27 protein-coding genes are annotated in these 24,803 nt (G+C 65.9%); 10 read left to right on the top strand and 17 right to left on the bottom strand.

The genetic code is table 11. The features are described from left to right. Positions 1 to 19 precede the first annotated feature (19 nt). Positions 20 to 250, top strand: coding sequence for an antitoxin VapB family protein (locus EP007_RS16270; protein WP_128478817.1), 231 nt, complete (start codon positions 20 to 22; stop codon positions 248 to 250). Positions 251 to 292: 42 nt separating this feature from the next. Then, positions 293 to 679, top strand: a complete 387-nt coding sequence (locus tag EP007_RS18310; protein ID WP_128478816.1) for a type II toxin-antitoxin system VapC family toxin — start codon at positions 293 to 295, stop codon at positions 677 to 679. A gap of 87 nt (positions 680 to 766) precedes the next feature. On the opposite strand, the gene EP007_RS16260 is transcribed toward EP007_RS18310, so the two are convergent. Continuing rightward, positions 767 to 5,092: an Eco57I restriction-modification methylase domain-containing protein gene (locus EP007_RS16260; RefSeq protein ID WP_128478815.1), complete on the bottom strand. Its 4,326-nt coding sequence runs from the start codon at positions 5,090 to 5,092 to the stop codon at positions 767 to 769. 495 nt (positions 5,093 to 5,587) lie between these two features. Next, positions 5,588 to 6,307 (bottom strand): DICT sensory domain-containing protein, encoded by a 720-nt coding sequence (locus EP007_RS16255; RefSeq protein ID WP_166035684.1) that lies wholly within the window; start codon positions 6,305 to 6,307, stop codon positions 5,588 to 5,590. Between the two features lie 137 nt (positions 6,308 to 6,444). Here EP007_RS16255 and hemH point away from each other — a divergent pair, with 137 nt between their 5' ends. From hemH to EP007_RS16240, 3 genes are all read left to right on the top strand, one after another. Beyond that, on the top strand, positions 6,445 to 7,509 hold the full coding sequence (gene hemH, locus EP007_RS16250; RefSeq protein ID WP_128478813.1) for a ferrochelatase: 1,065 nt from the start codon (positions 6,445 to 6,447) through the stop codon (positions 7,507 to 7,509). Continuing rightward, positions 7,506 to 8,822 carry a protoporphyrinogen oxidase gene (gene hemG, locus EP007_RS16245; RefSeq protein ID WP_128478812.1) on the top strand — a complete coding sequence of 439 codons (1,317 nt, stop codon included), beginning with the start codon at positions 7,506 to 7,508 and terminating at the stop codon, positions 8,820 to 8,822. Before hemH ends, hemG begins: the two co-directional genes overlap by 4 nt. Positions 8,823 to 8,908: 86 nt before the next feature. Beyond that, a complete protein-coding gene (locus EP007_RS16240) occupies positions 8,909 to 10,159 on the top strand; it encodes an outer membrane protein assembly factor BamB family protein (RefSeq protein WP_128478811.1) in 1,251 nt (416 codons plus the stop codon). Between the two features lie 33 nt (positions 10,160 to 10,192). Here EP007_RS16240 and hemE read toward each other — a convergent pair whose 3' ends face one another. Continuing rightward, entirely contained in the window at positions 10,193 to 11,206 is a 1,014-nt protein-coding gene (gene hemE, locus EP007_RS16235) for a uroporphyrinogen decarboxylase (RefSeq protein WP_128478810.1), read from the bottom strand. Positions 11,207 to 11,376: 170 nt separating this feature from the next. Here hemE and EP007_RS16230 point away from each other — a divergent pair, with 170 nt between their 5' ends. Next, positions 11,377 to 13,428 (top strand): S9 family peptidase, encoded by a 2,052-nt coding sequence (locus EP007_RS16230; protein ID WP_128478888.1) that lies wholly within the window; start codon positions 11,377 to 11,379, stop codon positions 13,426 to 13,428. A gap of 19 nt (positions 13,429 to 13,447) precedes the next feature. On the opposite strand, the gene EP007_RS16225 is transcribed toward EP007_RS16230, so the two are convergent. From EP007_RS16225 to dgoD, 5 genes are all read right to left on the bottom strand, one after another. Next, positions 13,448 to 13,699 (bottom strand): hypothetical protein, encoded by a 252-nt coding sequence (locus EP007_RS16225; protein ID WP_128478809.1) that lies wholly within the window; start codon positions 13,697 to 13,699, stop codon positions 13,448 to 13,450. Between the two features lie 128 nt (positions 13,700 to 13,827). Next, the gene (locus EP007_RS16220; RefSeq protein ID WP_128478808.1) at positions 13,828 to 14,184 is read right to left on the bottom strand and encodes a HalOD1 output domain-containing protein; all 357 of its coding nucleotides are present in this window, start codon (positions 14,182 to 14,184) and stop codon (positions 13,828 to 13,830) included. 160 nt (positions 14,185 to 14,344) lie between these two features. Then, positions 14,345 to 14,575, bottom strand: a complete 231-nt coding sequence (locus EP007_RS16215) for a hypothetical protein (RefSeq protein ID WP_128478807.1) — start codon at positions 14,573 to 14,575, stop codon at positions 14,345 to 14,347. A gap of 18 nt (positions 14,576 to 14,593) precedes the next feature. Next, complete coding sequence (locus EP007_RS18215; protein ID WP_281062945.1) at positions 14,594 to 14,728, bottom strand: hypothetical protein; 135 nt, start codon at positions 14,726 to 14,728, stop codon at positions 14,594 to 14,596. A 1-nt stretch (position 14,729) separates the two neighbouring features. Then, positions 14,730 to 15,878 (bottom strand): galactonate dehydratase, encoded by a 1,149-nt coding sequence (gene dgoD, locus EP007_RS16210; RefSeq protein ID WP_128478806.1) that lies wholly within the window; start codon positions 15,876 to 15,878, stop codon positions 14,730 to 14,732. Between the two features lie 139 nt (positions 15,879 to 16,017). Here dgoD and EP007_RS16205 point away from each other — a divergent pair, with 139 nt between their 5' ends. Then, positions 16,018 to 16,443 (top strand): helix-turn-helix domain-containing protein, encoded by a 426-nt coding sequence (locus tag EP007_RS16205; protein WP_128478805.1) that lies wholly within the window; start codon positions 16,018 to 16,020, stop codon positions 16,441 to 16,443. Positions 16,444 to 16,493: 50 nt separating this feature from the next. Here the strand turns inward: EP007_RS16205 and EP007_RS16200 are convergent, their stop codons facing one another. The 6 genes from EP007_RS16200 to sugE all read right to left on the bottom strand — a co-directional run bounded on the left by EP007_RS16200 (position 16,494) and on the right by sugE (position 20,947). Further along, complete coding sequence (locus EP007_RS16200; protein WP_128478804.1) at positions 16,494 to 18,026, bottom strand: hypothetical protein; 1,533 nt, start codon at positions 18,024 to 18,026, stop codon at positions 16,494 to 16,496. Positions 18,027 to 18,136: 110 nt separating this feature from the next. Then, complete coding sequence (locus EP007_RS16195; protein WP_128478803.1) at positions 18,137 to 18,337, bottom strand: hypothetical protein; 201 nt, start codon at positions 18,335 to 18,337, stop codon at positions 18,137 to 18,139. A 132-nt stretch (positions 18,338 to 18,469) separates the two neighbouring features. Further along, positions 18,470 to 18,721 (bottom strand): hypothetical protein, encoded by a 252-nt coding sequence (locus EP007_RS16190; protein WP_208023617.1) that lies wholly within the window; start codon positions 18,719 to 18,721, stop codon positions 18,470 to 18,472. 60 nt (positions 18,722 to 18,781) lie between these two features. Further along, entirely contained in the window at positions 18,782 to 19,786 is a 1,005-nt protein-coding gene (locus EP007_RS16185) for an LLM class flavin-dependent oxidoreductase (protein ID WP_128478802.1), read from the bottom strand. A gap of 70 nt (positions 19,787 to 19,856) precedes the next feature. Then, entirely contained in the window at positions 19,857 to 20,573 is a 717-nt protein-coding gene (locus EP007_RS16180; RefSeq protein WP_128478801.1) for an EthD domain-containing protein, read from the bottom strand. Positions 20,574 to 20,623: 50 nt separating this feature from the next. Then, entirely contained in the window at positions 20,624 to 20,947 is a 324-nt protein-coding gene (gene sugE, locus EP007_RS16175; RefSeq protein WP_128478800.1) for a quaternary ammonium compound efflux SMR transporter SugE, read from the bottom strand. Between sugE and EP007_RS18210 the strand changes: the two genes are divergently transcribed. The 3 genes from EP007_RS18210 to EP007_RS16165 all read left to right on the top strand — a co-directional run bounded on the left by EP007_RS18210 (position 20,946) and on the right by EP007_RS16165 (position 23,198). Next, positions 20,946 to 21,068, top strand: coding sequence for a hypothetical protein (locus EP007_RS18210; protein ID WP_281062944.1), 123 nt, complete (start codon positions 20,946 to 20,948; stop codon positions 21,066 to 21,068). The genes sugE and EP007_RS18210 overlap by 2 nt on opposite strands. Before the next feature lie 425 nt (positions 21,069 to 21,493). Beyond that, positions 21,494 to 21,865 carry a hypothetical protein gene (locus EP007_RS17685; protein ID WP_166035682.1) on the top strand — a complete coding sequence of 124 codons (372 nt, stop codon included), beginning with the start codon at positions 21,494 to 21,496 and terminating at the stop codon, positions 21,863 to 21,865. A gap of 58 nt (positions 21,866 to 21,923) precedes the next feature. Beyond that, positions 21,924 to 23,198, top strand: a complete 1,275-nt coding sequence (locus tag EP007_RS16165) for a M24 family metallopeptidase (protein WP_128478798.1) — start codon at positions 21,924 to 21,926, stop codon at positions 23,196 to 23,198. Between the two features lie 105 nt (positions 23,199 to 23,303). Here EP007_RS16165 and EP007_RS18025 read toward each other — a convergent pair whose 3' ends face one another. The 3 genes from EP007_RS18025 to EP007_RS16150 all read right to left on the bottom strand — a co-directional run bounded on the left by EP007_RS18025 (position 23,304) and on the right by EP007_RS16150 (position 24,732). Then, positions 23,304 to 23,489, bottom strand: a complete 186-nt coding sequence (locus EP007_RS18025) for a cupin domain-containing protein (RefSeq protein WP_243700494.1) — start codon at positions 23,487 to 23,489, stop codon at positions 23,304 to 23,306. Positions 23,490 to 23,651: 162 nt separating this feature from the next. Further along, a complete protein-coding gene (locus tag EP007_RS16155) occupies positions 23,652 to 24,089 on the bottom strand; it encodes a dCTP deaminase/dUTPase family protein (protein ID WP_128478797.1) in 438 nt (145 codons plus the stop codon). A 43-nt stretch (positions 24,090 to 24,132) separates the two neighbouring features. Then, positions 24,133 to 24,732, bottom strand: coding sequence for an HD domain-containing protein (locus tag EP007_RS16150; protein ID WP_128478796.1), 600 nt, complete (start codon positions 24,730 to 24,732; stop codon positions 24,133 to 24,135). Positions 24,733 to 24,803 lie beyond the last annotated feature (71 nt).

Raw genomic sequence — 24,803 nt, 5'->3', positions numbered from 1 at the left:
TTCCTGTACATGTACACGTATGGGGACGAAGACTATTAGCCTCGGTGAAGAAGCCTACGAGCGTCTCAAGTCCCGAAAGAGAGAGGGTGAGAGCTTTACTGACGTTGTTCTTCGCCTGACCGAAGAGAACGAAGATGTGCTTCAGGGTTTCGGTGCGTGGAAGGATACCGACCTCCGGAACGCGGTCGAAGAGGGACGAGAAGAGTATGATCGAGACTATGAGAAACGCTACAGTGAACTCTTTGAGTGACTTATACGGTCGGACAGCAGGAGAACCCACCGAACAACGAATATGACTTGTTTCGACAGTAGCTTCCTCATTGATTATTTAGAAGGAACTGAGGACGCGCTAACCTACATTGACGCACATCCGGACGATTCGTTCTACGTACCGAACGTCGTCCTTTTCGAGTTGTATCGAGGCGCAATTAGGACTTCTCGACGGAACGCCGTGGCGGAGTTACGTAACGACCTGAGTTGGTTGGAACCACTTCCATTCACAGCGGACGCGGCACTTGAGGCCGCGAAAATCGAGGCCGAATTAAAGCAGGATGGAACGCCTATCGGGACCCCTGACGTACAAATTGCTGGTATCGTTCGAAATATCGGTGAGACACTTGTTACCAGAGACCGTGATTTCGACGAAGTCGAAGGACTGAACGTGGAATCGTATCCATAGCGTGGCCTTTGTCAAGATATCCTGACGATTGGGGAAGTACGTAACCAACCTACCGGCGCGGGATTGTTCAGACCAAACTACACCCAGTCACGCCGTCCTTTCTACCTGCTCGCCGTCCACACCGTAGAGTCGATACACCACCTCGTCGATAGCCTCTTCCAGCGCCGCGATTCGCTCGTCCAACTCCGCGGCCCGCGCTCGGACCTCTCGGTAGCGCGCCACGTCGTCGGCGACGCGCTCGGGGTCGGGCAAGGTCAGCGCTCGCAGGCGGTCCAACAGCGAGTTGGTCTTGGTCGCCTGCTCGCGGAACCCTGCGAATCCGCCGCCGCGCTCGACGGCGGCCGGAACGAACGCCTCGACCAGCGTACGCTCGGTCGCGTCGGCGTTCGAAACCACCATCGCGGCCACAGGGTCGGTCTCGACGTACCCCCAGCAGTCGGTTTCTCGGTCCTCGCGCTCGCCGTTTGCGGGCTTGTAGCGCGCCGTCGCGGCGAGTTCGAGCGCGCCGGTGTCGTCCTCACGGACTCGGACCGCGCCGACTCGAAGCCCCTCCCGGTCGGCGCTCGTCTCCGCGAGAATCGAGTCGCCGACGCCCGCGGCCGGAACGGAACGCTCTCCGAGCGTCGGTTCCGCGGCGGTCGCTGGGTCCGTCCTCGTCTTCGTCGCAGTCCCCGTCTCTTTCGCCCCTCCGCGCTCGCCGAGATAATCCAGCACGTCGCAGTTGAGCGCGGCGCGCTCGTCGCGGGCCTCACGGACGCGCTCGGTCAGGGTCGCTATCGCGCGTTCCGGGTCGGAGGGCGAGTCCGCCAGCGCGTCCTCGACTCCGTACTCCGCGACGATTTCGGCCACGTCGTCGCCGCCGACCGGCGCGTCCTCGGGGTCGGGCACCGGAATCTGCTCGGCGAACATCGGCTTAAACCGGAGGTAGTCGCCGCTGACGTGGGTGCCGCCGTACACCTGCCGGTAGTAGGTCGCCACGAACTCGGAGTTGAACACGCCGAGTAGGTAGCGGAGCGCGAGGTCGGATTCGTCCCGCGACTGAACGCTGTAGAGGGTGTTGAGCGCGTACAAATCCGCGTCGTCGTGGACCGCCACGGGCCGGTCGCTGATGTCGCGGACGAGCAACTTCTCGCCCTCGAAGCAGTCAGAGGTCCGGAAGTCGGCGTACTCGCCGCGCCCGACCAGCGACTCGTCGTAGCGAATCCGGGTCCCGTCCCAGTCGAGGCGGTACCGGCCGACCGACGCTCCGCCCGCGATTTTCGGGCGGGCGTCCGAGGCGTCCGTGTCGGCGTCCTCGACCAGCAACTTCTCGCGGACGTTGCCGGTGTGGACGCCCTCGGTCATCGTTACGTGGTCGCCGAGTCGGTCGCAGTCGGCCAGCACGTCGCCAGCGAGGTCGGCGAACGCGGGGACCACGTCGAGGGGTATCACCCGGCCGCCGAGTCGGTCCACGAGCGACCGGGGGACCGCGGTTGTCCGGGCCGCCGAGAGGTCGCGGTCCTCGCCGGGGTGGCGAATCCGGATTTCCTCGTCCGGGGTCTGTGAGTTCCTATCACTGCCGTCGTCGTTGCCATCGTCGCCATTGCTGTGCGACGGCGACTCGCCGTAGGTGACGACCACGGGGTAGATGTCGGCGTCGGGGAACACGTCGAGGTTCGAGGCGTCGAGGACCTCCCGGAGACCGTGGTCGTCGAGCAGACGGTCCCGGAGCGCCCGGCCGTAGTCGGTCGTCGTCCACTTGTTCGGGACGACCAGCGAGACTCGCCGTCCGAGGTCACCCGCGAGTTCCGCGAAGGGGACGTAGAGGTCGTAGGCACCCTTCGCGGTGTCGAACTCGGCGCGGTAGTATTCTTTCAGGTCGTCGGGTAGATTCTGACTCCTGACGTAGGGCGGGTTGCCGACCACGGCGTCGAACCCGGCCTCGCTTTCGGGGAGCGGCCACCCCTCGTCGTCGTAGAACACCTCGGGGAACGAGAGCTTCCAGTGGAGGAAGTCGCGCTCGTCGGCGATTCGCTGGGTCTCCGCGAACCACGACTGGTCGGCGAGGTCGGCCCACGCCTCGGCGTCATCCAGCGCCCGGCCCATGCGCTCGTAAGCCCCGGACGGAACGTCGAGACCGAACCGCTCGGCGGCGTGAACGTTCGCCATCGCGGTGAGTCGCTGCCGGAGGTCGTCGCGCCGAATCTCGGTATATCGGCGTTCCATCTCTTTTACGTCTGCGAGGCTTTCGTTCTCGATGGCGACGAACTCCCGGTAGGCGGCTATCAGGTCGTCGATGGCGTCTCCGGGAACGGAGCGATCGGAGGCTCGATGGACGAGCGTATCGAGTCCACCGGCGTCGGCGCGGGTCGCGCCGAACTCCGCGAGACTCGCGTTCGGGCCGGTGTCGCGCGCCATCTCCTCGACCTCGGCCACGTCGGTCCCGGCAAGCGAGTCGCCGCGCACGAGGTGGTGGTCTAAGAACGCCAGCGGTTGCTCGGCCGCCAGCGTCCGGAGCCACAGCGACACCTTCGCCAGTTCGACCGCCATGCCGTTTTTGTCTGCGCCGTAGATGCACTGCTGGGCGACCTGCCTGCGCGCCCAGTGAACGTCCGGCGGGTCGCCGACCGCCTCCGCTTTTGCGGCGTCGCCCGCGCGCTCGACGTACTCCTGATGGGCCTCCACGACCGCTCGCGCGAGGTGTTCGACCGTCTTGACGAGGAAGTGGCCGCTCCCCATCGCGGGGTCCAGCACCGAGAGGTCGAAGACGCGCTCGGCGAACCGCTCGGGGTAATCGGGGTCGGTGGGGTTCAGGTCCGCTCGAATCTCGTCCATTAGAGGGTCGAGCGTGCGCTCGACGACGTACTCCACGACAAACTCGGGCGTGTAGTACGACCCCGTTTTCTTGCGCTTTCCCGTCTCGGTCGTTAGGTAGACCTCGCCCGAATCGACCCGTTCGACGGTCGATTCCTCGGGGGCGTCCTCGGCCGGAACCCACTCCTGCTCGCCGTCCTCGCGGACCGCCGCGAGCGGCCGGTCGGCGAGTTCGAGGTCGTACTCCAGCAGGCCCTCGTAGATGCTTCCGAGGTGGCGCACGTCGAGCGACGAGTAGTCCACGAACGCCCGGCCCTCGCCGCGCTCGCTCTCGCGCCGGGTGAGCAGTTCGACGACTCGCGCGAGGTACGTATCCCCGACCGCGTGCGAGTCGAGGAACGCGGCCGTCTCGCCCGCGTCGGGGTCCGACGTGAACAGGCCGCCGTTGTAGGCCGGGACGTAGAGGTCCTCACGCGGGATGCCACGGGACTCGCTTCCGCGGTCCACGAGCGCGAACAGTTCGTCCAGTCGGTCCCAGAGGGTCGTCTGCCACGACCGGTAGATGGGGTTCGGACTGTCGAGTTCTTCGGCGACCTGACGCTTGAGCGCGTTGAGGCTGTAGCGCGTTCGATACACCTCGTTGTCGGTGTCGAGCAGGTCCCGGCCGTCACTCTCGGCGTACAGCACGAAGATGAGCCGATAGAGGTAGGTCAGCGACGCCTCGTACACCACGTCGAGGTCCAAATCGAGGGCGTCGTCGGGGTCGCCGTCCATGATGTCGCCGACCCCGGTGTCGCCCTCATCCGTGCCACCGTCGCTCGCGTCCGCGACGAACCCCTGCGCGAGGAGCGCCAGCGCGTCGTAGACGTTCTCTCGAAGGTCCTCGCTCAACTCCTCGGCGAAGATGTTGCTCTCGCGGTGGACGCGCTCGACGAACGGCCGGTCTTCGGCGAGGGCGTTCGCGCCCCGCGCTCGGCCCTCCCCGAGGAACGCCTCGCGCCGGAAGAAGAGGTAAAAATACTTGAACGCCTCCACGTCTCCAGTCTCTAGCAGGGTCGGCAGGTCGATTTCGTAGTACGAATCGAGGCGGTGGCTGGTCGGTCCGTAGTAGAGTCGCCACTTCCGACCGTTCGTGAGGATGCCCCGGTTCAGTCCCGTCGCGTCCAGATAGACGTGAATCTGGTAGCTCGGGTTGGTGAAATCGCGGTCGGTGCCGCCGTCGAGCGAGCGACCCCACCGCTTGGCGTCGGCGACGGCGAGCGCGGCGTCGTGGAACGACCGGCCTTCCGACCGGCGCTCGAAGGCGTCTTCGCGGGCGCGCTCGTCGCCGAACAGGGTGTAGTCCGGCCGGAGTCGTTCGCCGCTGACGGGTTCCTCGACGGCCGTCGTCAGCCCCAGCGTCTCGAAGACGGGGTCGAGTAGGTTCTCGCGGAGTTGCCGCTCGTTGTAGTCGGGCGCGAGGTCGGCCTCGCGCCGGTAACGGTCGCGGATTTCCTCGTAGGCCGCCCGAACGTCGGACTCTTCGACTCCGGTCCAGTGGTCGGTTTCCGGGAGATGGTTATCGAGATAGTAGTTCGAGAACAGGTCGCGGTTCGTCCGGTAATCCAGTGTCGTCTGCATACTTTCTACAATCCGGCCTCGAAATTAATCTAGCTCTGAGCTATCTAACTAAAGTACCTTGTTATCTGAGGCGGAGACAACGGCACTACTCGATAAAAAGACACTGTCCGACCGCCTCGAAGACGCTGACCGTTCGTCTCGACGCGATTAACGTCGCCGCGCGCACGCCGCGGCGCGACTCGGCCGCGGACGAACGCCGAGCGGGAACTCTCGGCGCGAGAAACTGAGTAGCTTCGGGCCGAGAGGTAGCTCTTCGATGTAACGACTCACTGTCAGTAAACGGGGTCTTCGCTACTACTCGCTCTCGTCGTCGGGCACGCGGGACACGCGGACGGTCGGAAGCGACCCGAACAGGTGGTCGATTGCGTCCTCGTTGTCGGGTTTTGGGGTCGCGGCGTCGTCGGTGGGCATGAAACTGCAAACGGTCTACTGCCACTTGAAACCCGATTCCGACCCGTACGTTCGACAACGGAGCAATCAGAACGCTCCCGAGAGCTATCGAGCGCTCCCGTACTCCGCTCGCAGATACACCAACACGTCGCCGGTGAGCGACGAGTCGTAGGTCCAGAACCCGCTGAACTCGTTTGGTGCGCGCTCCTCGGCGAGGAGCGCGCAGTCGCCGTCATCGGGCGCGTCGAAGACCACGAACCACGCCCGCCGAATCTCGGCGTTGTCGTGGTTGTGGACGGTCAGCCAGTCGGTCTCGGGTGGTTGCCAGTCCGGCGTGCCGTAGACGTGAACGTCCACCCCTCGGTCGCCGAGTCGTTCGTAGAGGTTCCACTGGTCGCGCAGCAACGACAGGTGCTGAAAGCCCGAGTGGAGTTCCCCCCCGTCCGCGCGCCACGCCTGTTCCTCTATCTCGCGCGAGGCCAGAATCATCCGGTATTTTCCGTAGGCCGTGAAGGTGGTGTCGCTGACGTGCTTGAGAACGTCGGGCACTTGGGTCTCCTCGAAGCAGGTCGCGTCGAGTAGTCCCGACTCGAAGGTGACTGCGCGCCGGAGCGCTTCGAGGTCGGCGGCCGCGAGGAATTCGTCGCCATCCTGTAACACGACGAAATCCTCCGGTCCCTCGGGGAGCGTGGTCTCCTCGACGACGACGTTCTGGACCTCGAAGTGGCGTTCGAGGGCGGCGACCGCGTCCGGGTTCGTCGGGTCGTAGACTCGTAGCGTCCGCCCGGTCCCCGTCACGCCGTCGATGATTGACGAGAGTGTCATTCGGTGCTCTACACAAGAAGTTGCACTGAGGAGTGTTAAAAGTGATAGGTTGGTGCCCGAACCCATACTCCCGTCGAACACGAGACGAACTCTCCGCAAGCGACAGCTATTACATTACACTGTCCTAAGACCCGATTATGTCTACAGGAGTCGTCCTGCTCAACTTCGGTGAGCCTGCGGAACCGACCCGCGAGAACGTCGTCCCCTACCTCGAACGCATCTTCCTGAACAACGCCTCGCTGGAGGAGGCCGACACTGAGGAGGAGAAACACGCCCGCGCCCGCCAACTCGCCGAGCGACGCGCGCCCGGACTTATCGAGGAGTACGAAGAAATCGGTGGCTCCCCGCTGAAACCCCAAGCCGAGGCGCAGGCCGACGCGCTCGCCGCCGAACTCGCCGACCGGGGCTACGACGCCGAAACCTACCTCGGGATGCAGTTCACCGACCCGTTCATCTCCGATGCCGTCGAGGCCGCCCACGCCGACGACGTGGACCAACTCGTCGCACTCCCGATTTACCCGCTGTGCGGGGCCTCGACGACCATCGCGGCCAACGAGGAACTCCGCGAGGCCGCCGACGACCTCGATTGGGACGTGCCGGTCGCCGAAATCACCGGCTGGCACCGCCACCCGCGTTACAACGAGATTCGTGCGGGCAACGTCCGGCGGTTCGCCGACGCCCACAGTCTGGACCTCCACGACTCGGCGACCGAACTGGTCTACTCCGCGCACGGCACGCCCCGACACTACTTGGACGAAGGAAGCCGCTACGACACCTACGTCGAGGAGTTTTGCGAGGTCGTCGGCCGGAAACTCGGCGTCGATTCGTACTCGCTGGGCTACCAGAACCACGAGAACCGCGACATCCCGTGGACCGACCCCGAGGTCGAGGACGTAATCGAGGAGTTGGGCGACGACGAGTCGGTCGAGCGCGTCGTGGTCGAACCGATTAGCTTCATGCACGAGCAGAGCGAGACCCTCTCGGAACTCGACGACGAACTCCGCGAGGAGGCCGAGGAAGCGGGTCTCGACTTCTACCGCGTGCCGGTCCCCCACGACGACGACGGCTTCAAGACCGTCCTCGGCGACCTCGTGGAACCGTTCGTCGGCGAGTTCGAACCCGGCTACTACCAGTACCGCCAGTGCCAGTGTTCGGACTCGCCCGACGCGATGTGCCTGAACGCACCCGTCGAGCGGATATGACGACGAACGATACATCTCGGGTCGGCATCGTCGGTGGCGGCATCACCGGCCTGTCGCTGGCCCACTACCTCGCCGAGCGCGACGTGTCGTTCACCCTGTTCGAGGCCGCGCCCGACCCCGGCGGCGTCGTCCGGAGCGACCGCGTCGATGGCCACGTCTTGGAGTGGGGACCCCAGCGCGTCCGGCGCACCGACCGCATCGATGGCCTGATTCGGGACCTCGACCTCGATTCGGAGGTCCGTACTGCCGACCCCGACCTCCCCATCTGCGTCTACGCCGACGGAGCCGTTCGGCCCGCGCCGTTCTCTCCGGACGAGTTCGGCGAGACTGACCTTCTCTCCGCGACGGCCAAGCGGCAGGTTCTCGCAGAACCGTACACCGACCCCGCCGACCCCGACGAGAGCGCCGCGGAGCTGTTCACCCGGAAGTTCGGCAAGGAGACCTACCGAAACCTGCTCGGTCCCCTCTTCGGCGGCATCTACGGCTCGGACCCCGCCGAGATGCCGGTCGGCCACGCGCTCTCGGGCCTCGTGAAACTCGAAGCGCGCCACGGAAGCCTCCTGAAGGCGGCCATCGAGCGCACCGCGGGCGGACGCGACACGCCTCCGGCAATCTCGTTCGACGACGGACTCCAGCGACTGCCGGAAGCCCTCGCAGAGGCCCACGCCGAGAACGTCCGCTTCGAGACGCCCGTGACGGGAGTTCGAGAGGGCGAAAACGGGAGCTACGACCTCGAAACCCCCGATGGAACCGAGTCGTTCGACCGCGTCGTCCTGACGACGCCCGCGGACCTCACCGCCGACCTCGTGGGCGACCTCGCGCCCGACTCGGCGGCGGCGCTCCGTGAACTGAACTACAACCCGCTCGCCATGGTCTACCTCGAAACCGACCTCGACGCGGCGGGCGTCGAGCCAGCGCTCGGCTATCAGGTCGGCTTCGACGCCGACCTCCGGACGCTGGGCGTCTCGTGGAACGCGAGCATGTTCGACCGCGAAATCGTCACGGTGTTCCTCGGGGGGATGCACGACCCCGAGATGCTGGACGAGAGCGACGAGACGATGGGCGAGGTCGCGGCCGCGGAGTTCGAGCAGGTCACGGGTGCCGACGCGGAGGTCGTGGACGTGGCCCACCACCAACGTGGCTTCCCGGCCTACGACGACTCGTGGGACGCGGTCGAGCGCGTCGAGGTGCCCGACGGCGTCGAACTGGCGACGAACTACACCGCGCGGATGGGCGTCCCGAGTCGGCTTCGGGAGGCCGAAGCCCTCGCGGACGAACTCGCCGAGACGGCCGCCCGGTCGGCCGACAACTAACACGGCGACGGACGCCCTGTCTGTTCTCCTCCTTTCCTGTCGGAGAGTCGAAGATTCTTTCCCGCCGTTCCGTCTCACACCGAACGATGTCTCCCGACCTCTCTCGCCGCCAGCTTCTGGCCTCTGGTGTCGGTGTCGCCGCGCTCGGCGGTGCCAGCACCCGCGTCGATATCGGCTCCATCGAGTCGTGGACGCCCTCGCGGGGAACGTGGTCCCACGACCACTACGACCTCCGGAATCGCGCCGCGAACCCTCACGCCGAACCGCCGACCGACCCGGAAGTCGCGTGGCGCGCCCGCCCGGTCGAGAAGGTCCAGTCCATCGTCGTCGGTCCCGAGCGCGTCTACGTCGGCGGTGAAATCCACGCTGGCGGGCAGGGTGTCGCGGCGCTCGACCGCGAGCAGGGCCGCGTCGAGTGGACCGCGAGCGTCGGCGGCGCGACGCTGGCGCTCCGACGCGGGACGCTCTACGCCGGAGATAGCCGGGGCAAATCGATCGGTCTCACCGCTCTCGACGCCGTGACGGGCGAGCGACGCTGGCGCTCTTCAGTCGGCGATGTCAAGAGTGTCGCCGTCGCGGACGGGACCGTGTTCGCTGGCGGAAACCCCGACCTCGCCGCGCTTGATGCCGACTCGGGCCGAGTGCGCTGGACCGGCGACGGCAGTCACGAGACGTACCCCGCAATCGCCGAGGGGTCGCTGTTCACCACCGCCTACGACGTTCGGCGATACCGTCCGCGGCGCGTCAGCGACGTACTGACCGGCGGCCCGCCGCCGAAAGACTGGCAGGGCGAGGCCGGAGAACGCACGTTCCGCCCGGTCGTCGCCGAGGGTCGCGTCCTCGTCGGGTCAGGGAACTTCTTTTACGAACCGGAGGGCGGCGCGCTCTCTGCGTTCGATGTCGCCTCGGGCGAGCGTCAGTGGACTGCGGTCGAGGTCCCGGACGCGGAGTCGTTAGTCGTGGTCGGGTCGCCCGCGGTCAGAAACGGGCGGTGTTTCTCGTCGCTCCGCCGCGGGGAGGACAGCGAGCGATACCACGCCGTGGTCGCTCACTCGCTTTCCGACGGGACGGAACGCTGGCGCGTCGAGACCGGCGACTGGGTGAGCGCAGTCGCAGTCGGCGACGAGACAGTCCTCGTGGGCACGTCCGGTGACGACGACACGCCGGGCGAGGCACGAAACCGACTCCTCGGGTTCACGCTCGACGGGCGCGAACGATGGTCGTTCGACGCGGGGAGTGCCGTTCGAAGCGTCGCGGCGGTCGGCGGGACGGTGTTCGTCGGGACCGAAAACGTCCCCGAAAACGGCCGAAACGGTGTGCTGTACGCGCTCCGGTGACGGCTGTTCGCTGGCGATTTCGTCTTTCTACTCCTACTCCCAACTCCACTCTTTCGCCGTCTCCACGAACGCCTGCGCGTTCTCGACGGGCGTCTCGCGGTCGATACCGTGCCCGAGGTTCAGGATGTGGCCCTCGGGTCCCGCTTTCTCGATGACCTCTGCGGTCTTCTCGCGGACGAACGCCTCGTCGCCCAGCAGGTAGCTTGGGTCGAGATTGCCCTGCACGGGCGTGTCGCCCAACTGCTCGCGGGCGTCGCGCAGGTCCAGGGTCCAATCGAGGCTCACCACGTCCGCGCCCGAGTCGGCCAGCAGGTCGAGTTTCCCGCCGGGGTTCCGGGCGAAGACGACGGTCGGCACGTCGCAGGCGTCGAAGATGCGCTGGTGGAGCGGTTGGACGAACTCGCGGTAGTCGTCGGGGGTCAGCAGTCCGGCGTAGGTATCGAACAGTTGAATCAGGTCCGCGCCTGCCTCGACCTGATACTCGACGTACTCGACCACCACGTCGGCGAAGCGTTCGAGCAGACTCCGGAACGCCTCGGGGTACTCGACCCTGAACCTGCGAATCGGCTTCTGTTTCTTGCCCGCCGGTTGCCCGGCGACGGCGTACGCCGCGAGGGTGAACGGCCCGCCCGTGAAGCCGATGATGGACGTTTGGTCGCCGACGCTCCGCTGGAGGCGTTCGAGGAGCGCGCCGACGTAGTCCAGTTCCTCGCGCACGTCGGTGTGCCCGTCGGGGACCTCGGAGGGCCGGGTCACGGGGTTCTCGATGACCGGGCCAGTCCCGCTCTCGATGTGGTAGTCCAACCCGAGCGGTTCGAGGACGGTGAGGATGTCCGAGAACATGACGAGACCGTCCGGCTCGAAGATGTCCCACGGCAGGAGGGTGATTCGCTCTGCGACCTCGGGCGTCGAGATGGCCTCCTTGAACGTGTAGTCCTCCCGAATATCGCGGTACTCGGGGATGTACCGTCCGGCCTGTCGCATCAGCCACACCGGCGGTCGCTCGGTTCGCTCGCCTCGTGCCGCGCGGACCAACAAATCGCTCATTACCTCGGGCTTGGGACGGCGGTGGCTAATGGTTTCGGAATCGCGTCTCTCCGGCGTCGAAAATCGCCCGGAAATGTACGGTGATGGACGAGTTCGAAGACTCCGCGACTTCCCGACTCCACGGTTCCGATGCCCACACGCTCAAGTTGTCGGCCTTCGACACGTTCCCCATGACCGAACCGCTCGCGCTCGACGACTTCTACGACCTGACGCTCGTGACCGACCTCGCCGTCTCGCCCGGCGGCGAGCGCGTTGCGTTCGTCGCCGACGAGTTCGACCGAGAGGACGACGAGCGCCGGAGTTCGCTGTTCGTCGCGCCGACCGACGGCTCTCGGGACCCCCATCGACTCACGCGAGCCTCGGACGCGAGCGCGCCGTCGTGGAGTCCCGACGGGTCGAAACTCGCGTTCACCGCGGCCCGCGAGACCGACGCCGAAATCGCGGTGACCCGCGGCGAGTCGGGCGAGGAGACCGAAGATTCCGAGGAGGGAGCGACCGACGCCGACGAACCGAAGGCGCAGGTCTGGGCGTTCGACCTCGAACGCGGCGGCGACGCGCGCCAACTCACCGACTTCGAGGAGGGCGCGCGAGGCTTCGACTGGGGACCCAAGAGCGACCGCATCGTCGTCGCGGCGCGCGACCCCACTGACGACCAGCGTGAGTATCTCCGGTCTCGGCGCGAGGAGGACGGTCCCATCGAGACCGAGCGCCTCCAGCACAAGTTCGACGGGCAGGGCTGGTTGGACGACGTGAGGACCTACCTCTTCGTCGTGGACTGCGAGACCCGCGAGGCGACCCGCCTCGACGACGCCTACGGCGGCGGCGCGCGCGAACCGGCGACCGGGCTGAGTCCCGCGTGGTCGCCCGACGGCGACCGAATCGCCTTCCTCTCGAACCGGACCGAGCGCCCGGACGACAACTACGTGATGGACCTCTACACCGTCGCGCCCGACGGCGGGGACCTCCGGAAAGTGACCGACTCGGACCTGACCGCGGACCGACCGCGCTGGCACCCCGAGGGCGACCGCCTCGCGTTCGTCGGCGGCGACCCGGAGAACGCCTATCGCCCGGCGGAGGTCTACGTGGCGGACACCGCCGGAGACAGCGCTGATTACCGCTCGCGCTCCGGCGACCTCGACCGGACGGTTTCGCGCCACGGCGCGCTCGGGTGGCGCGGCGACGACCTCTACGCCGCGGTCGGCGACGAGGGACTGACCCGACTCGTGCGATTCGGCGCGGACGGCGACCCGAAGCGGACCTTCGACGCGCAGGGGAGAGGCCGGACCGTCGAAGGGTTCGACCTCCGCGGGGGTCGCGCGGTCGTTCTCCTCTCGGACCCCGAACGCGGCGCGGACCTCCACGCGCTCGACGCGGGGGACTTCTCGGAACCGACCGACCTCACCCGCCTCACCGCGCTCAACGACGACCTGCTCGCGGACCGCCACACGCCCGAGTGTCGCCGCGTCACATTCGACTCGGAGGGCGAGGAAATCGAGGCGCTGGCGTACCTGCCCGCCGACTTCGACCCCGAGGACCCGGACCCGCGGCCCGTCGTCGCGTCCGTCCACGGCGGTCCCGTCTCCTACGACGCCCCGACGTTCTCCTTCGAGTTCTCCTACTGGACCGGCCGGGGTCACGTCGTCCTCCGGACGAACTACCGGGGGAGTTCGTCGTACGGCCGCGCGTTCAGCGAGCAGATTCGCGGCGAGTGGGGACCGCGCGAGACCGCCGACGTGTTGGCGGGCGTCGATGAACTACTCGCGCGCGACTGGGCCGACCCGGACCGCCTGTTCGCCACGGGGTTCTCTTACGGCGGAATTACTACGGGCTACCTCGTCGCCGAGACCGACCGCTTCGCCGCGGCGGCGGCCGAACACGGCGTCTACGACTTCCGGTCGGCGTTCGGCACCGACGATAGCCACGTCTGGTGGGAAAACGACTTCGGCCTGCCGTGGGAGAACGAAGAGGGGTACGACGCCGCGTCGAGCATCCTCGACGTGGGAGAAGTCGAGACGCCCCTGCTCGTCACAGCGGGCGGCGAGGACTGGCGGTGTCCGCCCTCCCAGAGCGAACAGCTCTACGTCAGCGTCAAGAAACGAGACGTGCCCGCGAGGTTAGTCGTCTATCCCGAGGAGAACCACAATATCGGGGACCCCGACCGCGCGGTCCACCGACTCCGCGAACTGTCCGACTGGTTCGAGCGCCACGACCCCGAGAGCTGATTCGAATCGGCTCTCGGACTCACTCGTCGCCGTACAGTTCCCGTTGGAGGTTCCGGCGGTGGTACTGCACGAGGTTGTACTGGGTCACCAGCACGGCCGCAACGACCATTCCGGCGGTGAATCCCGCGATTCGAACGATGGGAATCCCGTGGACGTAGCCGTTGAGCAGTTGTGCGAGGGCGAGAAAGACGGGGACGACGGTCGCAATCGTCGTCCGGACTGGTAGGTCGCGGTACATCTCCCAAAACGTCGCGTTGTCGGTGGCGGCCATTCGGTAATTTCCTCTCGACTCTGCGTTTGGGCACGCCCTGATTACCTTTTCGTGTGTTGATTCCGACCGCTTTCTCGGGGTATTCGACGGTCCCGACGTTCCGCACCGTTTCGGCGGGTACTCGAACCTTACGCCGACTGCGCGGCGGATGCCGACGAGTCCTCACAGTTCTCGGGTTCGTAGACGACGTGGTTGCCGTCGGCCCGGACCTCCACGCGACACCCGTACAGTTCGAAGACGACTCGTCCGGTCGTCCCCGTCTCGCCGACGCCTCTGTCCTCGAACAACCGGTTCAACGCGTCGGGGTCCACCACGTCGTAGAGGATGCACTCGTCGGCAAGGCGGTCGCAGTCGGCGACTTCGGTCACGGCCTCGATAATCGTGGTGCTAACGTCTAATCCGCTCGATACTACCCGGTATGCCGCGCGTCCATCTCGGTCAAGCGACGGCGCGCGCTTCGTGAGGTCCTCGGTATCCCGGTTCATGTGAAACTCAGTCCCACCGACTCCCGTCTCGGCGTACCAGTTTGTATGTGTCAAACTATAAAAATCCTCGGTCGAAACACCGGGAACCATCGGTTCGGTGACGAGGTCGGCGTGTGCCCCTCCGGAAAACGTGACCGTACGGCTTCCGAACCGCCGAGACTCACTCTTTCGTCAGAATCATCGCCGTCTCGTCCGTCCCTTCCTCGCTCGCGCCCCTGTCGCTTGCCGCCTTGTCGTCGCTCGTCGTCTCTCCCACACTCGCCGCGAACTGCTCGGCGTGAAGCGTCTTCAGTCGCGTCAGCTCGTCGTCGGTCAGGTCCATCCGGTCGGCGAACTCCTCCCAGACGTGGCTCCTGACGGCGAGGTAGTAGGCCGTCTCGTCCTGCGTCACGAGTGGGTCCTGATGGAACTAGGTCCGGTACTCGTAGACGAGACCGTCCACCGTGACACCCTCCAACGCTCTCACAACTTGCTGGTGGCGCGCGACGAGTTCGCGGTCGGACTCGTCGGTCAGGTCCGGAAACGAATCGAGCGGGACCGCCATCTCACCACTCCGCGACGCTCCCGTCGTCGTGTCGCCAGACGGGGTTGTGCCAGTCTACCTCGCCCGCGCGCTCGCGGACGACCGACTCGTCGATTTCGATTCCGAGTCCGGGTTTCTCTGGTAACTCGACGTAGCCGTCCTCGTACTCGAACACCGAGGGGTCCGCGAGGTAGTCCAGCACGTCGCTCGTCTCGTTGTAATGAATGCCGAGACTCTGCTCCTGAATCAGGGCGTTGGGCGTGCAGGCATCGACCTGCACGCAGGAGGCCAGCGCAATAGGCCCGAGCGGACAGTGGGGCGCGAGCGCCACGTCGTATGCCTCGGCCATCGACGCGATTTTCTTGACCTCGGTGATGCCTCCGGCGTGGCTCAAGTCCGGTTGAATCACGTCCACGGCTTGCGATTCGAACACCTCCTTGAAGTCCCACCGCGAGTACATCCGCTCGCCCGTGGCGATGGGGGTGGTCGTGTGGGCCGCGATTTCCGGGAGCGCGTCGTTGTGTTCCGGCAGGACTGGCTCCTCGACGAACATCGGCTCGTACGGTTCGAGCGCGGCGGCGAGTCGCTTCGCCATCGACTTGGCGACTCGCCCGTGGAAATCGACGCCGATATCCACCTCGTCGCCGACGGCCTCGCGGACCTCCGCCAGACGCTCCTCGGCCTCCCGAATCTTCGCGGGCGAATCGACCCGCTCCAGTTCGGGCGTCGCGTTCATCTTCAGCGCCGTGAAGCCCGCTTCGACCTGCTCGCGCGCGGCCTCGCCCACGTCCGCGGGCCGGTCGCCGCCGATCCACTGGTAGACCCGGATGCGGTCGCGGGCTTTCCCGCCCAGCAGTTCGTAGACCGGCGCGCCGAAGTGCTTGCCCTTGATGTCCCAGAGCGCTTGGTCGATGCCCGCGATGGCCGACATCAGGACCGGGCCGCCCCGGTAGAAGCCGCCCCGATAGAGCGTCTGCCAGTGGTCCTCGATTCGGAGCGGGTCCTCGCCGAGCAGGTAGCCGTCGAGCAACTCCTCGACGGCGGCCCGGACGGTGTGCGCTCGCCCTTCGACCACGGGTTCGCCCCACCCGACGGTGCCGTCGCTGGTTTCGAGGCGCAAGAACAGCCATCTCGGTGGGACCTCGAACAGCTCGTAGTCCGTGATTTCCATGGCCGAGCGTACGAGACCGACCGATTAAATCTCGGGGGAACTGGCAACGGGGTCGGCACCGCCGTCGGAAGGACGGTCCGAGCGACACCTCCCTAAAAACAGATAGAGTTAACAACCACAAATATGAAAGTTCTACCCGATGGACAAGCTCGACGGCGTCTCCTTCCCGACGCTACGGGACCAACTCGACGCGGCCGAGAGCGCGAAGGCAACCAAGCGCCTGATGGTTGCCATCGCGTACAAGGACGGCGTGTCGGTCTCGGTCCTCTCGGAACGGTACGGTGTCCCGGAATCGACGCTCTACTACTGGCTCGACCGCATCGCCCAGAAACCCCTCTCGGAGGCGGTCGAGGACGACGATCGGCCGGGCCGCCCCTCGGAACTCACTGCCGACGAGCGCGCGGCGGTGTTCGACGCGCTCGCGGACGACCCCGCCGCGTACGGGTTCGAGTCTTCGTCGTGGACGCCCGACCTCGTCCGGGAATTCATCGAGCGCGAGTACGGCGTCTCCTACTCTCTCGGCCACGTCCGACGCCTGATTCGGGACGCCGAGGTTCCGGTCTGAGTCGAGGCGGCGAGATGACGCGTCGAGACGTGTCGCAACGTCTCACCGCGCTATCGCCGCGCCGCGACGAGAAGCGCGGCGAACGCACCGAGCGCGACGAGCGTTGCACCGACGCCGAATCCGGGGATGCCGCCCTCGCTTGCGGTGGCCGTGGCGGTCTCACCCCGTAACGCCTCGTCGGTCGTCTTTCCCGCACTGCCCGCGTCGGTCGTCTCTCCCGCACCGCTCGCGTCGGTCGTCTCTCTCGCACCGCCCGCGTCGGTCGTTGTTTCACCCGCGGTCGCGTTTCCGTTCTCGATCCCTGAGCCGCCGATTTTCAGGAGCCAGCCGTCCTTCCCTCCCGCGTCGCCGCCGGTGGTCTGGCCCGCGAGGAGGTAGCCGTCCCCGTGAGCGCGGATGGCGGGCCACGGTTTGTCCCAACCGCTAGTGCCGTAGTACGTCCGCCAGCGGGTCTCGCCCTCGGCGTCGGTCGCCAGCACGGAGCCGTCAACGCTCCCGTTCGGCCCGGCGTCGGACCCGCCGGTGAAGAGGTAGCCCTCCTCCGTGCGCATCGCCGAGTCGAGCCACTGGAGACCCTCGCCGCCGGGCGTTCGCGCCCACTCGACACTTCCCTCCGGACCGAACTTCACGAGCCACCCGTCGCGCGGGCCGGTGCTGTTGCTCTCGGTCTCGCCAGCGAGGACGAACCCGGCGGCGGCGTCGGCGGCTTCTGCGCTCGATTCGGTGCCGTTCGCGGCGTCTGTCACATTTGTTGTGGCTGTCGCGTCCGCGGCGACGGGCGCGGCGGACGCGGCCGCCCACACGTCGTCTCTGCTCGCGCCGCCCGCGGTGGTCTGCCACGCTTGCTCCCCGTCGGCACCGACTCGGAGCGCCCATCCGTCGTCGCTGTCGCCCTCGATTTTCCCGGCGAGGTAGTAGCCCGCGTCGGTCGGCACGACCGCTCGGACGTAGCCGTCACCGTAGCCCTCCGGCGTCGCGTAGCGCTTTTGCCACGCCGTCGAGCGGTCGGCGTCGAGACCGACCGCCCACCCGTCTCGGTCGCTCTCGCCGCGGGTCCAACCGGCCGCAAGATACGTCGTCTCGTTGCCCGCGTCTCGCCGTTCGAGCGCGTAGAACGCTCCCGCGCCGACGGTCCGGTTTTCGCGGACCGCGCCCTCGGAACCGATTTCGACCAGCCAGCCCTCGGCGCTCCCGTCGGCCGTGGCCCGCCCGGCGAGCAGGTAGCCCTCGTCGGTCCGGACGAGTCCCCAGAGTCGGTCGGTGTCGGGACCGCCGAGGCGCTTCTCCCACTGTTTCTGTCCCTCGGCGTCGGTCTTGAGGACCCACCCGTCTCGGTCGTCCTCGCCGGTCCACCCGACGAGCAGGTAGCCGCCGTCGTCGGTTCTAACCGCGTCGGCGAACGTGTCGTCGCCGCTCGTGCCGTAGGTCTCGCGCCACTGCTCTGGTAAGTCGGGCGGTTCGCGGGTCTCGTTCGTCACTGTCGCTTCTCGGTCGGTCGGGCTACCGGTCGCGGCGGCGGGCAGGGCCGCCGCCACGCTCGCGCCGACGAGAATCACCGCCAACGCCGCTGTGAGTCTCCGCATGCGCGTCTGTCGGGACGCTACTCGCTTTGTTATGGGCCGTCTGTCGTCGCGTAGGCGCTACCTGTCGGCGGGAGAGCAGAAGTGACTGACCGCAAAAATGCCGATTCGACTTACGATTCCCGTCTCCACGCGGGCGGTTCGCGGCCCATCCGTCGGAGCGCCGCCGGGTAGCCGAACGCGACGACGAGCGCCGCGATGATTCGCGGCACGAACCCCTCCACGCCCGCCGTCGCCAGCACGGCGACGAGGGCGAAGTACAGCAACATCATGATGAGAAACTGCGGGAGTAACTGCCGCAACGTCGAAGCCATACCGAACGTGACGGACTCCGGGGAGTTAAGTGCTGGTGGTTCGCGCGACGCACCTCGCGTCGCGCTCGAAATCCGTCCCGCACTCGGTCGAAATCCGCCCGCATTCGGTCGGCGTTCGTTCGCGCTCCGCGCTCACTCGAAAATCTTCTCGCGCTCGCGCGACCGGGACCGCGACTTGGACTTCGGTTTCCCGCCGCTCTCGCCGAGTAGCCGCGAGACGAGCAGGTACGCGAGGTACAGCACCACTGCGGCCACCGCAACCGTGACGAGCGTACTTACGACCCACGAGACGATACCGAGGACGAACGTGACGACTTCGGCAACGACCCACAGCGCGACGAGGGCGAGGAGCGCCCATCCGCTGTATCGGAGTAATTTACCCATGCTGTCGTGTTGGTTCTTCGGGGTCTTTAGTCTATGCCTGCGAAGCGGGACCCTCGGTCGCTACTCGAAGTGCGGCACGACCTCCTCACCCAGTCGCTCGACGCACTCGACCATCCGGTCGGTGCCGATTCCGGGGTGGTAGGTCCGGAAGACGAAGTGAACGTCGTCGCCGAGGGCGTCGCGGTACGTCTCCAACTGGTCGATTACCTGTTCGGGCGTGCCGAAGACGGCCTGCTCTTTCAACTCTCGCTTGCGCTCGTCGTCGAGTTCCGCGACTTCCTCGCCGGAGAAAATCTCGGCGTAACGCCGCTGGATGTAGAAGTAGCCGTCCTTCATCTGCTCCCACGCGTCTTCTTTCGAATCGCCGACGAAGCCGTGTTGGAGGACGTAGATTTGGAACTCTCTATCGAGGTTCTCCTCCTCGCGGACGCTTCGGATGTCCTCGACGCGCTTGCGGACACCCGCCACCGAGAGCGCCGAGGGCGCGCACCACGCGTCGGCGACGCGCGCGGCGCGCCGGACCGCGGGTTTCGCTGACCCGCCGTACATCACGGGAATCTCGCCGTCCGGTTTGGGCGTCACGCTCACGTCGGGCGACACGTCGTGGAACTCGGCGTCGTACTCTAACGGTCCCTCCGACCACGCCGCCCGGAGCAGGTCGGTCGTGTCGCGCATGCGCTCGACGCGCTCCTCGCGGGGGACGCCGAACTCCTCGAACTCCGTCGGGTTCGACCCGATGGCGAGACCGAGCGTGAGTCGGCCGTCCGCCAGCAGGTCCACCGTCGCGGCGTCCTCGGCGAGTCGCACGCCGTCGTACAGCGGCGCGAGCGCGATGCAGGTGCCGAGTTTGATGTTCTCGGTCTCGGCCGCGAGCGCGCCGAGCGTCGGCATCGTCGCCGAGAGGTAGCCGTCCGCCGCGAAGTGATGCTCCGAAACCCACGCGCTGGCGAGGCCCGACTCGTCGATGGCCCGGCCGAGCGTCAGCATCTCGTCGTATATCGCTCCCGTCGTCCGGTCGTCGTCGGGTCGCCGCTGGCAGGTGAACAGTCCGGTCCCGATTTCCATACCCCGAGGTCGGCGGGGAGCGCCTTAGTGTTTTGTGCGTGAGATGTCGTCGCCGACGGTTCGGCTCGCGCTACGTCTCGTCTTTCTGGACCGTCTCTCGGCCGATGAAGCGCGGGCGTTCGTCGATAGCGAGGAAGTTGTTCACGTCCTCGCGGGCCTCCTTGGCCTTGCCCTTCTCGGGGTCGTAGTCGCGTGACCCTTCGCTTCCCAGTGCGTCGTAGAGTTTGTCCACGTCCTCGAAGTAAAGTTCCGCGATACCGTCGAACTCGGCGTTCTCTGGGTCCGTGGGCAGGACGGTGGCGTACCGGACCACGCCGTCGATTTCGCGGGCGATGGGTGTGTGGTTGCCCTGCCAGTAGTCCACGAACTCCTCGTGGCTCATCCCCTCTTGGCGGACGAGGAAGGCTGAGTGTTTGTAGAGACCATCCGTGTCACCGTCTACCTCGTCTTTCTGGACGATTTCCTCGCCGATGAACCGCGGTCGGCGCTTGATGTCGAGGAAGTTGTCAACGTCCTCGCGGGCCTCTTTCGCTTTACCCTTCTCGGGGTCGTAGTCGCGCGACCCCTCGCTTCCCAGCGCGTCGTGCAGGTCGTCTAACTCCTCGAAGTAGAGTTCGGCGATGCCGTCGAACTCGGCGTTCTCGGGGTCTGTGGGCAGGACCGTCTGGTAGCGCGCGACGCCCTCGATGTCGCGGGCGATGGGGGTGTGTTCGTTCTGCCAGTGGTCCACGAACTCCTCGTGGGTCATCCCCTCCTGTCGGACGAGCAGGGCGACGTGCTTGTACATGTTTATCCAAACAGTTGGAACGCTCATAAAACTAGTCGGGAGCGAGCGACTCAGTGCCCGCCCGAGGAGGCGTGCAGTCCGACGATGCCGACGACGATGACGCCGATGAATCCGATTCGCGCGAGGTCGGCCGGTTCTTCGAACAGGACGATGCCGAGCGTCGCGGTGCCGACGGCCCCGATGCCGGTCCAGACCGCGTAGGCGGTTCCGACGGGCAAGTTCTCGACCGCTCTCGCCAGCAGGACCATGCTGACCACGAGGGCGAGGACGGTGGCGGCGGTCGGCACCGGTTTCGAGAGACCGTCGGAGTATTCCAACCCGACTGCCCACGCGATTTCGAACAGGCCCGCGACGAGAAGGACGTACCACGACATGTTCGTCGGTAGCCGACTCGTCGTGCTATGTTTTCCGTTCCGCGTCGTCGGACTCGTCGGACTCGCTCTCGTCGTCGGGAAAGGAATCGTCCTCTTGGGTCTCTGGACGCTTCAGCAGTGAGGCTACAAGTGGAGGATTCGCCTGTACGTCTTCAGCGCGATTCTCGACCTCGTGACCCTCAGCATCGTCTCGCTGATAATCGACGTACTAATCGTCGCGTACATCGTGAGCAATGCCAACCATTTCCGGTAGAATCATTGACTCGCCGGTTCGGTGGACCGCCGATTTGGTGGTCCATCGCCCGGCAGTTCGCCGGTCGCGGCGCTCCCAACCGTTCCTTCTCCGCTGTTACCCGAGTCGCTCCCGAAATAGTTAGCATGACCTCCGGCAGGGAGATACAGCGAGCGACCGATGGACGACTCTCTGGCTCATGTAGACCGAATATCGTTCGCATCCCAAAGCGTTTCGAGCGAACTGCCTGCGTCTTCTTGGCACCGTCGCCTCGACCACAATATTTACTTCTCTGTCATTACTAGCGTGATTCGATGTCCTCCAAGCCTGTCCCTCCTCGTTCGTCTCCTCTCGACACTGGGAAGCGCTCGTCGCGCCCGTCGGGGGTTACGGCTATTTGTCTCGTCGAGTTTTTCGGCTTATTCGTCTCGTACACACGACTGCTCGAGTTGTTAGAGAGCGGCGGCTTCGTCGGGATTCTCGCTCTCCTCGGCGTCGGGTTTCTCGCCGCGGAACTAGTCGTGCTGGTGTGCCTCTGGAATCTCCGATTCTGGGGATACAAATGGGGGCTGTGGGTGTTCCTGTTGAGCGGACTGATCGATATCGTTGCGCTCGCACCGCTCGCGCTTCTCTTCGACATCGCTATTGTGTTCTATCTCCTCAGCAACGTCGAGCACTTCGAGTAGCCTAGTCGTCCGCGGACTCACACCTACTTTCATTACTTCCCTCGGCGTAATCGCGTGCATGGGATTTTATCAACGCGATTTCATGGAGGGCACTCGCGGCACGATGGGCGTCGATTGGGAGGAGCGCATCGACTTCCAGCGCATGCGACGCGAGCGCAAGGAGCGGGCGCTCGAACGCTTGCAGGAGACCGAGATGGGGAGCATGCTCCTGATAGACGACCCCAACGTCCGCTACGTCACCGGCCTCGCCATGACCGGTGGGAGCGGGGCCGACCACTACACCCTGCTCACCGAGGACGGCGACGTGGTCCACTGGGACACTGCCGACCACGCAAGCAACCAGCGGTTCAACTGCCCGTGGCTTGACGACATCCGCTACGCGGTCCCCGGACTGGGGAACGTCCCGCGGGCCTCTGGTCGTGACTCGGCGCGCAACTGGCTCAAAGGCAAGATGGCCGACCTCGTGGTCGAGGCGATGGAGGAGTACGGCGTCCACAAGGAACCGATGGGCATCGACGTGGGCAATCAGGCCCTCGTCTCCGAGTTCGAGAACCGGGGCGTCGAGGTTCGACCCGGCGACTGCGCGCAGGTCATGGAGGACGCCCGGAAGGTCAAGACCCGCGACGAAATCGAGTGTCTGCGACAGGTCGCGGCTATCTGCGAGGCCGGATTCCAGCGAATCAAAGAGACCGCCAAGCCCGGCATGCGCGAGTCGGAGGTCTGGGGCGAGGCGACGAAGGAACTCTGGCGACTCGGCGCGATGGCCCAGGGTGGCTACGTCACCTCCGGGCCGAACACCTGGCCCAAGCATCAGGCCAACACGACCGACCGCGTGATTCGGCCGGGCGACCTCGTTTACGCCGATTTCTACAACATCGGTTTCATGGGCTATCGGTCCTGTTACTACCGGACCTTCAGCATCGGCGAACCCACCCAAGCCCAGCAGGACGCCTACAGGAAGGCCCGCGACGACCTCTACGACGTGTTGGAACGCATCGAACCGGGCGCGACGACCGACGAAATCTGTCGGGGCTTCCCCGACGAGGAGGGCGAACAGATGGACTGGTACGGTGCCGACGAGTTCTGGGAGATGACCACGAACCACTGGGCGCACGGACTCGGTCTCCAACTCTACGAAGTGCCGCTCATCTGGCGCGGTCTCTCGCCCGACCACCCCATCGAAATCGAGGAGGGGATGACGATGGCCGTCGAGACGATGCGGCCCGCGGACCGTCAGGGCGTCCGCGTCGAAGAGATGGTCGTCGTCCGCGAGAACGGCGTCGAGATTCTGAGCCAGTGGCCCGTCGAGGAGATGACGACCATCGAGCACTGACCGTTTCGTCTCCTACGACGCCTCGTCCTCAGTAATTGCGTCGTCTTTGACGCTCGGCGCGCCGACGACCAGCATCCGGCCGTCCTCCAGCGCCTCGAACTGCCGTCACGTCTCGGGCAGAATCACGACCACCTCGTTTCTGTCGAGTTCGAAGGTTTCGCGCTCCTCGTCCTCGCTTTCGACGGTCACGAGGAACTCGCCGTCGAGGACGTAGTAGAGTTCTTCCTGCTCCTCGTGGCGGTGCCGGTTGTTCCGCTCGCCCGCCGAAAACTCCCAGACGCTCGGGCGCATCTCCTCGGGTCGAAGCCGATACCCCCGGCCTTCAGGCCGGGTTCGATGTCCTCCACGTCGCGGGTTTCGAGGTCGGCGAGGCTGGTCTTCTCGTACATATCTCGGCGTTCGACGCGCGGCGGGAAAAGGAGGTGGCGGCGACTCGGCTGCCGAGACGAAACGTTACTCCGACTCCGCTTCGGGCGGCAGTACGGTCGAAATCCGGGCGTTCTCTTTCAGTCGGAGTCCGCCGGGAGCCACCGCGAAGGGGACTCGGCCGAGTTCCGTCAGTTCCAGCGTCGGGTGAAACGCGCCGCGCTCGCGCACCGCGTCGCGGGTCTGGACCCGCAGCGCGCGGTCGGTCGAGAACGTCTCGTTGTACTCCACGAGGTACTGGCCGCCCTTCAAGTGCCACCACTGGTACTCGTCGTCCTCGTCGCGCCACACTTTCTCGTGGACCGAGCAGTTCGCGCCGTCGAGTTCGTCGCCGCCGAAATCCACCCTGCCGGGCGTCTCGACTCGAAGCACCTCGTTGACGGTCAGGTCGAGACCGCGGTCGGTAATCTGGGTCTCCTCGTGGAGCAGGCCGGAGACGAGGGTGGTGAGTTCGCTGGGTCGCATGGTCGTCGGGACCGACGAGCGCCAGCGTGAAAAGCGTCCGCGCTCAGTCGCTCGTCTGCGAGTATTTATCGACCCACTCCTGCAACGTGATACCCATCGCGGACTGGGTGATGGCGTTCGAACTCGCGGAGTTGGCGCTCTTCACTAACTCGGCTTCGAGGGTGCGCTTCGGGACTTCGCCGAGGAAGTGGGGAATCGCGCGCTGGACCGCCAGCGGACACCCGACCTCGTGGGCCAGCGCGTACCCCGACAACGAGTGGGGAATCTCGTCGCTGGCGTACCGCGGGTCGGGGTCCAGCAGTTGCTCGTCGTCTACGTACTCGACGTACTCGTAGCACTTGCCCACGTCGTGGAGGAGGCAGGCGGCCCGAATCACGTCGAGGTCGGGGTCCGCGCCGTGAAAGTCGCGTTGCTCCTCGGCGGATTTGACCGCAATGCGCGTGACCCCGCGGACGTGTTCGACGTTCGTGACCTCGTGGATGTTCCACGCGTAGGGGGTGTTCGACACGTCCCGCCACCCGCCGCGTTCGAGACCGAGCGTCCACGCTTCGACCACCTGCTCGCGCAACGCCTCGTCCTCGATGTCGGCGATTTCGGGGAAGGCGTCTCGAACCTGCGCCTTGTAGTCCGGGGCGTTCGTCATACCTTGCCAATCTGTCGGCCGGACCGTAAGCGTTCGTGTCTCGCAGGTGGGATTTTCGAGGTCGGTGCGCC

Origin of the sequence: Halorussus pelagicus (assembly GCF_004087835.1) — an archaeon.
In the GTDB taxonomy this organism is placed as follows: Archaea; Halobacteriota; Halobacteria; order Halobacteriales; family Haladaptataceae; genus Halorussus; species Halorussus pelagicus.
The sequence above is the reverse complement of the archived record's forward strand: the minus strand, read 5'-3'. Positions and strand labels throughout refer to the sequence as shown.